We start from the raw sequence: 11366 nt of genomic DNA, 5'->3' as shown, positions 1-11366 counted from the left end.
CCTGGGGAGGGGTGTCGCGAAGTGGAGGTCGGCGCCACAACCGCGTAAACAGGGGCGTTACAGGGAGGGGTAGGTGCCGATGAAGACGTTCCTCGTGGTCAACCCGCGCAGCGCGAATGGTCAGACTGGAAAGCGCTGGGTGGAGATTGCCGCGCAGGTGGGAAGGGTGCTCGGCGACTTCGGGCATGGCTTCACCCAGGGCGGGATGGACGCCGCGCGCATCACCCGCGAGGCCATCGACCAGGGCTACGAGTGCATCGTCGCCGTGGGCGGTGACGGCACCCTCAATGAAGTGACGAACGGCTTCTTCCGCGACGGCAAGGCCATCAACCCGAACGCCGCCCTCGGCCTCATCCCCCGTGGCACCGGCGGCGACTTCCGCCGCACCTTCGGCTGGGGCCTGGACCTCGAGTCCTCCCTGGAGCGCCTGCGCACCGACACGACGGAGCCGTTCGACGTGGGCCGGCTCGACTTCATCGACAACGAGGGCAAGCCCGCGACGCGCTACTTCGCGAACATCGCCTCGTTCGGCGTCAGCGCGGTGGTGGCCCGCGAGGTGAACAGCGGCAGCAAGGCGCTCGGCGGCAACTTCAGCTTCGTCTGGGGCACGCTGAAGGGCCTGGTGAAGTACACCGAGCGCAAGGTGAAGCTGTCGACGGACGGCGGCCCCGCGGAGACGCTCGATGTCACCGCCGTGGCCGTGGCCAATGGCCGCTACTTCGGCAGCGGCATGTTCGTCGCGCCCGACGCCGTCACCCATGACGGCGCCTTCGACATCACCATCTGGTCCGGCTATGGCCTGAGCGACTTCCTGCTCAAGTCGAAGGGCGTCTACAACGGCTCCCACGTCACCTGGAAGGGCACGCGCCGGCTGCGCTGCCAGTCCGTGCATGCCGAGCCCGTCGACGAGCAGGAGGTGTTCCTCGACGTCGATGGCGAGACGCCGGGCCGCCTGCCCGCGACGTTCACGCTCCTGCCCTCGGCCATCCGCATCAAGGTGTAGCCGGAGCCGTGGCGACGTTGGCGCGGGACTTGGGCGCGAACTTCTTCAGGTAGTACCGCTCCCACAGCTTGAGCCCGGTGACGCCCACCACGGTGGGCCCGAGGAACACCGCGAGCTGCATGCCGTTGATGCCCAGGTGCCGTGCGTTGACGACCAGCACCGCTGTCAGCGTCGCGATGCCCGAGCCCACCATGGCGCCCATGTGCTCGAACCACCAGTGCATGCGCGTCTGGGGCGGGCGCAGCCAGTAGCGGAGCGACGACGCTCCCAGGATGATGCCCACGAGTGAGAAGCCCCAGAGCAGCGGCATGCTCACCATGAATCCCCACGCCGCCGTGAACAGGCCGAGCACGAGCGTCAGCGCGGACATCCCCAGGTCATAGGGATTGCGGTTCGCTGTCGTCCTCGCGCGGGTGCGCAGCACGCGCACGCCCATGGACGCGGACGTGCCGCTCAGGACGCTGATGTAGATGAAGAACAGGGCCGCGGAGCGCTGTGCCGGATCGTACAGGAACCGCCAGCCCGAGAGGAGAAAGCCCGTGATGGCCACGGCGGCCATCGCCGCCACGTAGACCCAGCCCACGCGTTTGTGGAGCGTGCCGCCCTTGCGAGCGACCAGGGGCAGCCAGAGCGCGGTGAACCCGATGACCCCCGCGGTGATGTGGAGCGTGCGAGTCAGGGCATAGAAAGACATGCGAGCCTCCCGTGTGCTGCGAGACGAGGCCAAGGTACGGGAGCGCTCCAGGGCCCACATCTGCGGGAAGTCACACGGGCGTCCTGTGACTTCCGGCACATGTCCACCTGGAAGGGGAGGACCTATGCTGCCCCTCCATGGCTTCGAGGCACCACACGCGCAAGTCGGCATCGGTCCACCGGTTGTTGCTCGTGGCCGGGCTGCTGACGTGGGCGGTGGTGGGCTCCTCCTACAGCGAGGAGATTCTCCGGCGCCCCTCGGTGCTCACCTCGCCGCGCATCCTGGCGTGGTTCCTGGGGTTCCTCGCGTTCGGCGTGGGGTACTGGAGGAGTGCCCGCTCTCGGGGGCAGGGCGGTCCGGTGCTGATGGCCGTGCAGACCGTGGCGGCGCTCGTCGTCATCGCCACGGGAGGCACGGGCGTGGAGGGCGCGCTGCTCGCCATCATCGCGGGACAGGCTCCCGAGATGATGTCCCAGCGTCGCGCGATGGTCTGGGTCCTCGCGCAGTCGGTGGCGATGCTGGGCGTCTTCCTCGTCATCTACCCGCTGGAGCGCGCGCTGCTCCAGACGCTCATCTTCGTCGGCTTCCAGGGCTTCACGCTGGGCTCGGCCGTCGTCATGGTCCGTGAAGCCAAGGCCCGCGCCGAGCTGGCCCGGCTCAACGTGGAGCTCCAGGCCACGCAGGTGCTGCTCGCCGCGCGGGAGCGGGAAGGGGAGCGGCTGCGCATCGCGCGGGAGCTGCACGACTCCTTGGGACATCACCTCACCGCGCTGTCGCTGAACCTGGAGGCCGCCGTGCATACGGTGAAGGACCCGGCCTCGGTCGCGCATCTGCGCCGTGCCCGCGAGGCCTCGCGCACGCTGCTCTCGGAGGTCCGGCAGTCGGTGTCCGCGTTGAGGGAGTCACCCGAGCCGTTGCTCGCCACGCTTCGCGAGCTCGCGCGAAGCACTCCAGGGCTCACCGTGCATCTGGATGTGCCGGAGACGCTGGCGCTCGATTCGCCGGAGGCGACCCACTCGCTCATCCGCTGCGTGCAGGAGGTCCTCACGAACACGCTGCGCCATGCGCGAGCGACGCAGCTCTGGGTGCGCATCGCTCCCGAGGAGGACGGCGGGGTCCGCGTCTCCACGCGGGATGATGGGCATGGCGCTCGTGCTCCGACTCCGGGCGCGGGTCTCACGGGGATGCGCGAGCGCTTCAGTCGACTGGGCGGCCGCGTGGAGTGGCGCGCGGAGGAAGGGCAGGGATGGGAGCTGAGCGCATGGTTGCCCGCGGCGCGCGGCACGGAGCTCTCGTGAGGCGCGTGCAGCCAATGGCGTCCTGTGACTCGAGGGCCCGCGGATGATTCGTCTCGTCCTGGTAGATGACCACGCACTGGTGCGCCAGGGGCTGCGCAGCCTGCTGGACCTGACTCCAGACCTCCGTGTCGTGGGCGAGGCGGTGGACGGTGAGGATGCGCTGGCGAAGGTGGCCGAGCTGAACCCGGACGTCGTGCTGATGGACGTGCGCATGCCGCGCATGACGGGGCTCGAAGCACTCAGGCGCCTGCGCCAGGAACCGGTGAACCGGCGCGTGGTGCTGCTCACCACCTTCGACGAGGACGCCGCCATCGTCGAGGCGCTGCGCGCGGGCGTGCAGGGCTTCCTGCTCAAGGACGTCTCGCTGGAGGAGCTCGCGGACGCCATCCGCCGCGTCCACGCTGGCGAGACGCTGCTGCCGCCCGGAGTCGCCGAGCGTGTCGCGCGTGGACTCGTGGACCTGGGCCGCGACTTCCCGCACGCGGAGCTGCCCGAGGGCCTCACGCGCCGCGAGGTCGAGGTGCTCCGCCTCATCGCCCGGGGACTGAGCAACCGCGAGATTGCCCAGGCGCTCGGGACTGCGGAGGGGACCGTCAAGAACCAGACCTCCAGCATCTTGTCGAAGCTCGGCGTCCGCGACAGGACGCGCGCGGTGCTCCGGGCCATGGAGCTCGGCTGCCTGTAGGACGGACATCCCCCTTGGGGAGTCCCTAGGTTCTGAGGCAACCTCCTGAATCCCGTGGAGTCCGGCGTTATGTGCGCTGGACGTGCGGCCCGCCGTCGCGGGGCCACGGGACGCAGGACGTAGGAGACGCCGATGGCCCCTCAGCGTGGACCTTCCCAGCTCGACCTCTTCACCGGCGCGCCCGCCGAGGCACCCGCGCGCGCCCGGAGTCGGAGCCAGCCGGTGGAGCCCGCGCCGGTACAGGACTCGCTCGCGTCCCTCGGTCAGCAGCTCCCCACCGGCGTCTTCCTGGGCACCTCGTCGTGGACGTTCCCCGGCTGGTCCGGCCTCGTCTACGACCACGAGGCCTCCGCGTCGCAGCTCGCGCGCGAGGGCCTGTCCGCGTACGCGCGTCACCCCGTGCTGCGCACCGTCGGCATCGACCGGACCTTCTACGGCCCCATCTCCGCCGAGGCCTTCGCCGAGTACGCCGTGCAGGTGCCCGCCGACTTCCGCTTCCTCGTGAAGGCGCACGAGGTCTGCACCCTGGCCCGCTTCCCCGTGCACGAGCGCTATGGCGCGCACCGAGGCCAGCTCAACGAGCGCTTCCTCCACGCCGCCTACGCCGAGGAGCACGTGGTGCGCCCCTTCGTCGAAGGCCTGGGCGACAAGGGCGGCCCGCTCGTCTTCCAGTTCCCACCGCAGGACCCGCAGGGGCTCGGAGGCGCCGCGCGCTTCGTCGAGCGCCTCCATGCGTTCCTCTCCGCGCTCCCCAAGGGCCCGCTCTACGCGGTGGAGGTCCGCAACGAGGAACTCTTGACGGAGGGCTTCGCGCAGGCCCTGGCGGACGTGGGCGCCTGTCCCGTGCTCGCGGTCTGGGCCCACATGCCCTCCATGGGCATCCAGGCGAAGCGAACCCGCGCGCTCGACGCCCGCGCGCTGGTGGTGCGGTGGATGCTGCCGCCGAACCTCGGCTACGAGGAGGCCCGCGCCCGCTACGCGCCCTTCAACCGGCTGGTGGACGAGGACGTGCCCACCCGGGACTTGCTGGCGCGCGCGTGTCTGGCGGCGCTTCGTCGCGAGCGACCCGTCTTCGTCACCATCAACAACAAGGCCGAGGGGAGCGCGCCACTGTCCGCCATCAAACTGGCGGAGCGTATCGTCACAGGTACGACCAAGGAGGGGGACCAGCGAAGCGTCGCCTCATGAACGGGGGCTTGCCACCGAGCACGGCTCTTGCTTACCTCATCAAGCATGAAGTCGGTCCTGCTCGCGGCACTGATGGTCCAGATGACGACAGCCGGTGGCGCTGGCGCGCGGGAGAAGCGCGCGGACGCACACCGCAGCGTGGCCGAGGACGAGGACGTTTCCAGGCACCTGTCGGCCCTGAAGAACGAGCTGTCCTCCGTGTCGGCGCAGTTCAACGCCGCTCGGGAGCGACGCAGGCTGGAGGCCGAGCAGAAGAAGCGAGAGTCAGGAGAGTGGACGAATGAGCCCGCGTCGCCTGCCCCCGCTGCCAGCAAACGAGCCCTCGCTCCCGCCGGAGGGGCCGGAACCCCCGCCCCCTGACGACGAGGTCGTCGAGCTGCCCATCGACGGCACCCTCGACCTGCATTTCTTTCAGCCTCGCGAGGTGAAGCCCCTCGTCATCGAGTACCTCTGGGCCTGCCGCCAGAAGGGCCTGCTCGATGTGCGCATCATCCACGGCAAGGGCACCGGCGCGCTGCGTCGCACGGTGCATTCACTGCTGCCGAAGCTGGAGGAGGTGGAGTCGTTCCGCCCCGCCTCCGAGTCCGACGGAGGCTGGGGCGCGACCTGGGTGCGGCTCAAGCCGCTGGAGGCTCAGGACAGCCAGAAGTAGGCGGAGGCGATGAGCGCGCGCTTCTCCGTGACCTTCGCCTTCTGGGCGAGCTCGGCGAGCTGACGGTCCTTGGAGGCGTAGCGCTTCTCCTCCTCGTTGCGCAGCGAGGACAGCTTGCGGCGGTACTCGCGCTCCATCCGGTCCGAGTTCGCCCGGGCCTTGGCGCGCTCCGCGACGTCCTCCACCGTGGTGACCTGCTTGCGCGCGTCGATCCACTGCTGGCGCGCCGCCTCCACGCCCTCGCGGGACTCCATGAGGCAGTCCTCGACGTAGCGGTCCGCGCGCTCCTTGGCCTTGTCCAGCTCCAGCGCGTTGCGGCGCTCGGCGGCGCGGACGATTTCGTCCTTCGCGGCCACCAGCGCCTGCTCCTGCATGAGCTGCACGGACACCGGCGCGGGCTGGCGGCGCTTCTCGTCCTTGGCGGACAGCTTCACGAAGTGCGCGCCGTCCTGGAGGGGCAGGGCGCGGAAGTTGCCCTCGCGGTCCTTCACCAGCACCAGGTGGACCAGCTTCTCCTCGGGCTTGAGGCCCGTCGTCTCGAACTTGTAGACGAACCACCAGCCCTCGCTGCCGGCCAGCCGCGCCAGTCGCGACGGGAGCCCCGAGGCGTCGAGCTGCAGGTAGCTGACCGCGTCCTGCTTGCGCTCCTTGACGGCGTAGGCGGCCTTGGCGATCTCCAGCCGACCGGAGGTGCGGCTGCCCAGCACGGAGCTGGTGAGCGCGCGCGCCTCCTGCTGCCGCTTGGCGAGGGCCTCCTTGGTCTGCTCGCCCTGGCCGCGCAGGCGGCGGCGCACGTCACCGTCGAAGCGCTCCAGCACCACCGAGCGCATCTCCGTCATGCGCTTGCTGATGCGCGACTCCATCTCCGCGCGCAGCTTGTCGAAGGCGGCGTTGATGTCCTCCACCTTCCGGCAGCCCTGGTAGATGTCGAGGATGCGGCGCTCGAAGTCGACGCCGCTCTCCAGCGCGCCCAGGATTTCGTCGGAGGCGCCGAAGACGCCGTCGAAGAGGTTGAGCTTCTTCTCCAACAGCTCGAACAGGCGCGCGTCCGCCGCGTTCGCGCGGTTGAGGAAGTTGATGACCAGCACATCCCGCTGCTGCCCGTACCGGTGGCACCGGCCGATGCGCTGCTCCACCCGCTGCGGGTTCCAGGGCAGGTCGTAGTTCACCACCAGGTTGCAGAACTGGAGGTTCAGGCCCTCGGCGCCGGCCTCCGTGCAGATGAGGATCTGCGTCTTGTTGCGGAACTCATCCACCAGCGCGCGCCGCTCCTCGGGCGTGCCGGCCATGTCCCCGGACAACAGCGAAATCTTGCCCCGGTAGCCGTTGTCCGACAGCAGGTTGAACAGGTACTGCTGCGTGCGCTTGGACTCGGTGAAGATGAGCGCCTTCTCCGGCCAGCCGTGCGCGCGCATCACCCCGAAGGTGCGGTCCAGGCCCCGCTTGAGGGCCTCGCCCTTGGCGTTGACCTTGATGGAGTCCGCCAGGTCCGCGTACTGCCGCAGCTCCCAGACCTCCTGCTCCAGCACGCGGATGTTGGGCGCCTTGGCCGGATCATCCGACCACTCCTCGCCCTCCTCGACGTACTGCTTGGCCTCCTCCGGCTCGAACATCGCCAGGGCCTGCTGCCCCAGCTTCGCCGCCTGCAGGCGCTTCTCCAGGTTGTCCGACAGCCGCCGCAGCGTGGGCGCGATGGCGTACGTGGAGGACGCCAGCAGCTTGCGGTAGCACAGCGTCAGGAGCGTCTTCTTGCCGGGTTCAATCGCCGCGGCCTCCGAGCGCTGCAGGTACTCGCTGACCTTCTCGTAGAGGTCGTGCTCCTCGGGCGAGGGCGTGAAGTCCTCCACGATGGAGCGGCGGTTGGTGTACCGGACGTACTCGCGCACCTGCCGGCGCAGGGTGCGCTGCACCACGGGCGCCAGCCGCTCCTTGAGCTCGCACGCGGCGGCCTCGGACATGCCGCCGCCCTCGTCCACGCGGTAGCGGCTGCGGAAGGCGTGCTCGGGGCCGAGGATCTGCTCGTCGAGCAGCGACATCAGCCCGAACAGCTCCATCAGGTCGTTCTGGAGCGGGGTGGCGGTGAGCAGCAGCTTGGGCTTGCCCGCCAGGGACGCCTTGAGCGCCTGGCCCATCTTGTTGTTGGCGCGGTGGGCGTTGCGCAGGCGGTGGGCCTCGTCGATGACGATGAGGTCCCACGGGATTTCGGACGTCAGGTGCGCCTTGTTGGCCGCGAACGGGTGCGAGCAGATGACGGGGAAGGGCTGGTCGAAGCAGTTGCCGGTGGCGCGCACGGTGCGGCCGTCCACGAGCACGCTGTCCAGGTCGAACTTCTCGCGCAGCTCGCTGTTCCACTGCGCGCGCAGCGTGGCCGGCGCGAGGATGAGGATGCGCGTCTTCCCCTCGGCCATCAGCTGGGCGATGACGAGCCCCGCTTCAATCGTCTTCCCCAGGCCCACCTCGTCGCCCAGCATGCAGCCGCCGCGCGACAGCGAGTCGAGCGCGAACATGGCGCCCTCGACCTGATGCGGGTTGAGGTCCACCTTCGCTTCCGACAACGCGCCCGCCAGGCGCTGCTGCGTGTCACCACTGCGCGCCAGCAGCTCCTCGGCCAGCAGGCGCTCGTGGAAGTGCGTCAGCGACTGGACCGGCTCGGTGGGCTCCGCCCGGGCGGCGATGGCCGCCGCATCCGCCTCGACTTCCAACCTCAATCCCCTCGCGACCTCCGCCAAGACCGTCTCCATCCGTGCTGTTTCAGGGGGCCCGCCGATGCGGCGGGCGAGAGAGACGCGCCATTTTGTTGACGAAGGCCCTCATGTAAAGGGGGTCGTGTCCGAGGCCGAAAAATCGGCCTCCGCGCGATTGGCATGCTTCTTCGCGAGCGACGCGCGCGCGCACCGTATGTGCACGTCACACGAACTTTCCGCTGGACATATTCGCGAGGCCTACAGCAGTCCGCGCGACTTGACGTCCAGGTACACGTTGAGCGCGGCGGCGCCGAAGCCCTGGGCCGGCGCGCGCACTACCAACGCCCCCGCGTCGCGAAGCGTGGTGGCGGTGCGGCGGAACTCGGCTTCCAGCCGCGTGGCGGCCTGTCGCGCGTAGGCGTCCTGGGCCGCGTCGGGCACGCGGGTGGCCGCGTCGCGCACGTCCTCGTCCAGCAGCGAGGCCACCACGGGCAGGTGCCGAGGACGCAAGGCGAGCGTGCGGGTGAGCAGGCCCGCGGAGGCGTCCGGATCCACCAGGTCCGTGAAGAGCACCACGAGCGTGCGGCGCGTCTGGCGGGCGAAGGCGAAGTCGTAGGCCCGGCCGTAGTCGCTCTCCTCGAGCGCGGCCTCGGCGCGGTAGAGCGACTCGGTGATGAGGCGCAGGTGCTCGTGGCCCTTGCGAGGAGGCAGGTACGTGAGCACGTCGCTGGCGAACGACATGACCCCCACCACGTCTCCGGCGTCCAGGCCCACGCGCGCCAGCCGCAGCGCCGCGTCCACCGCGTGGTCCAGCTTGCGCCGGCCGCGCACCTTGCCGGCCATGTGACGGCCGCAGTCCAGCAGCAGCAACATGGGCTGGTGTCGCTCGGGCTGCCACGTGCGCACCAGGGTGTTGGCGTGACGGGCGGAGGCCTTCCAGTCGATGTGCCGGTAGTCGTCGCCGGGGCGGTACTCGCGCAGCGACTCGAACTCGCGTCCCTCCGCGGCGCGGCGGCGCAGGGTGCGCTCGGAGGGAGCGTCCGAGGCGCGCGCCAGGCTCAGCGCCTCGCGTGAGAGCGCGGTGAGGTCCGGATAGATCTTCACCGCCTGCTCCGCCCTCACGCGCACCTGCCGCGCGCACAGGCCGAGCGGGCCGGGCAGCCGCAGGTGCACGTCGCCGAAGCGTGCGTCTCCGCGAGACGGTGGGGTGACGAAGTACGTCATCCTCGGGGCGGGCTCGCCGGCGGCGCCTCGGGGCGGCAGCACGACGGACTGGCGGTGGTCGTGGCTCGCGACGACCAGGGGCGGCTCGTCGCGCACCTCCACGCGCAGGGGCGAGGTGCCCGTGTCATGGCGCTCGAGGGCCAGGTGCACGGGGTTGCGCGTGCCGGAGGAGAGGATGGGCTCGACGACGCGTGTGACGGTGACGTCGCCCTCGCGAGGCGCGCGCAGGAAGTCCACGGCGCACAGCGCGAGCACCGCCACGTCCACGGCCAGCGCGAACCACCCGAAGGTGGGGCTCGCCACCGAGAGGGCGGCGGGGACGAGCGCCACGGCGAGCAGCGCCACGGCGAGGCCCGTGGGGACCGGGCGGCCCAGGCTCACCGGGGGACCCGGACCCGCTCGAGCGTCTGCTTCAGCACGTCGTCGGAGGTGAGTCCCTCCACCTCGGCCTCGGCCTTGAGCAGCAGGCGGTGGTTGAGGACGCTGCCGGCCACGCCCTTGACGTCATCGGGGGTGACGAAGTCGTTGCCCATCAGCGCCGCGCGGGCCTTGGCCGCGGCGAGCAGCGCCTGCGCCGCGCGGGGGCTCGCGCCCAGGCGCACGCGGGGGGTGGCGCGCGTGTCGCGCACCACGGCGACCACGTACTGGAGGATGGAGTCGTCGCAGGTGACGCGGGCCGCGCGGGCCTGCAGCTCCAGCAGGGTGGGGGCGTCCAGCACGCGCTCGACGGAGGGCACGCGGCCCTCGCGCTGGTGGAAGGCGCGCAGCATGGTCGTCTCCGCGTCCGAGTCCGGGTAGCCCACGCGCACGCGCATGAGGAAGCGGTCCAGCTGCGCCTCGGGCAGGGGATAGGTGCCCTCGAGCTCCAGCGGGTTCTGCGTGGCGACGACGAAGAAGTGCGGCGGCAGCGCGTGGGTGACGCCGTCGATGGTGACCTGGCGCTCCTCCATGGCCTCCAGGAGCGCGGCCTGGGCCTTGGGCGGCGTGCGGTTGATTTCGTCCGCCACCAGGACCTCCGTGAAGATGGGGCCCTTCACCAGCCGGAAGGCGTTGTCCTGTGGCTGGAAGACGTTGGTGCCGAGGATGTCCGCGGGCATCAGGTCCGGGGTGAACTGGATGCGCGTGAAGAGCAGCCCCAGCGCGCCCGCCATGCTGCGCGCGGTGAGCGTCTTGGCCACGCCGGGCACGCCCTCCAGCAGCACGTGTCCTCGCGCGAGGAAGGCCGTCACCAGGTCCGCGAGCACGCGGGGCTGACCGAAGACGGTGCCGCCGAGCGCGGCGGTGAGGCGGGACAGGGGCGTGGCGTCGGACATGGTGCGCTGGACGGTAGAACGGCCGCGCGCGGCGCGGCACCACTTTCGTGGCGTCCGGGCCGCGCGGGCGGGAAGGGGCGTCAGTCCTGACGGCCCTTGAGTCCCAGGAACGCGCCGATGAGCGCGCCCACCGAGCCCAGGATGCCGATGAAGACGCCGAAGCTGGGCGACGAGTTCATCATCTCCGAGTTGCCCACGGGGCTGGGCACCAGCGCCGTGTCCGAGGACACCTTGATGAACACGATGCACCAGATGAGGCACAGGAACGTGGTCAACAGCTGCGCCATCCACGGCACCACGGGGTTGAGCTTGGGGAAGGTGGCGCGCACGCGCACGCCGATGGCGCCCATCGTCAGCAGCGCGAGCAGGAACGCGCCGAAGCCCAGGCTCATCAAGCCCAGCGCGTCACCGTCCGCCGCCGTCTCCTTCCACGGCACGAAGCACGACAGGACCACGAGCCCCGCGCTGTAGAAGGCAATCTTGTCGCCGGCGCTCATCGCGCCCAGCAGGTCCTTCGCGTCCTGGATGAGCTCGTCCGGGTCGGCGATGGCGCTGTTGTTCTCCTCGTCCTCGTCGCGCGCGCCTCGGGCCCACGGGTCGGGCCCGGTGGCGGCGGGCGCGGGGG

9 protein-coding genes and 1 pseudogene are annotated in these 11366 nt (G+C 70.4%); 5 read left to right on the top strand and 5 right to left on the bottom strand.

Annotated features, from left to right (window positions below; translation table 11 throughout):
* Positions 1-79: 79 nt before the first annotated feature.
* The gene (locus tag FL311_RS35800; protein ID WP_141332175.1) at positions 80-1003 is read left to right on the top strand and encodes a diacylglycerol kinase family protein; all 924 of its coding nucleotides are present in this window, start codon (positions 80-82) and stop codon (positions 1001-1003) included.
* Here the strand turns inward: FL311_RS35800 and FL311_RS35795 are convergent.
* On the bottom strand, positions 993-1697 hold the full coding sequence (locus tag FL311_RS35795; RefSeq protein ID WP_141332174.1) for a DUF2306 domain-containing protein: 705 nt from the start codon (positions 1695-1697) through the stop codon (positions 993-995). The two genes, FL311_RS35800 and FL311_RS35795, sit on opposite strands and share 11 nt — an antisense overlap.
* Before the next feature lie 137 nt (positions 1698-1834).
* Between FL311_RS35795 and FL311_RS35790 the strand changes: the two genes are divergently transcribed.
* The 4 genes from FL311_RS35790 to FL311_RS35775 all read left to right on the top strand — a co-directional run bounded on the left by FL311_RS35790 (position 1835) and on the right by FL311_RS35775 (position 5520).
* Positions 1835-2995: a sensor histidine kinase gene (locus FL311_RS35790; RefSeq protein ID WP_141332173.1), complete on the top strand. Its 1161-nt coding sequence runs from the start codon at positions 1835-1837 to the stop codon at positions 2993-2995.
* A gap of 43 nt (positions 2996-3038) precedes the next feature.
* On the top strand, positions 3039-3680 hold the full coding sequence (locus FL311_RS35785) for a response regulator transcription factor (protein WP_074955558.1): 642 nt from the start codon (positions 3039-3041) through the stop codon (positions 3678-3680).
* Between the two features lie 132 nt (positions 3681-3812).
* A complete protein-coding gene (locus FL311_RS35780) occupies positions 3813-4868 on the top strand; it encodes a DUF72 domain-containing protein (protein WP_141332172.1) in 1056 nt (351 codons plus the stop codon).
* Between the two features lie 280 nt (positions 4869-5148).
* Entirely contained in the window at positions 5149-5520 is a 372-nt protein-coding gene (locus FL311_RS35775; protein WP_141332170.1) for a Smr/MutS family protein, read from the top strand.
* Here FL311_RS35775 and FL311_RS35770 read toward each other — a convergent pair.
* From FL311_RS35770 to FL311_RS44420, 4 genes and pseudogenes are all read right to left on the bottom strand, one after another.
* Entirely contained in the window at positions 5502-8261 is a 2760-nt protein-coding gene (locus tag FL311_RS35770; RefSeq protein ID WP_141332169.1) for an SNF2-related protein, read from the bottom strand. The genes FL311_RS35775 and FL311_RS35770 overlap by 19 nt on opposite strands.
* A 201-nt stretch (positions 8262-8462) precedes the next feature.
* Positions 8463-9809: a DUF58 domain-containing protein gene (locus FL311_RS35765; RefSeq protein WP_141332168.1), complete on the bottom strand. Its 1347-nt coding sequence runs from the start codon at positions 9807-9809 to the stop codon at positions 8463-8465.
* Positions 9806-10741, bottom strand: a complete 936-nt coding sequence (locus FL311_RS35760; protein WP_141332167.1) for a MoxR family ATPase — start codon at positions 10739-10741, stop codon at positions 9806-9808. Before FL311_RS35760 ends, FL311_RS35765 begins: the two co-directional genes overlap by 4 nt.
* A gap of 80 nt (positions 10742-10821) precedes the next feature.
* Positions 10822-11366, bottom strand: a pseudogene (locus FL311_RS44420) (hypothetical protein); the annotation flags it as partial.

The sequence above is a fragment of the Myxococcus sp. AB025B genome, from assembly GCF_006518215.1.
Classification (GTDB): Bacteria; Myxococcota; Myxococcia; order Myxococcales; family Myxococcaceae; genus Myxococcus; species Myxococcus fulvus.
This window is presented reverse-complemented; position numbering and strand designations above follow the sequence as displayed.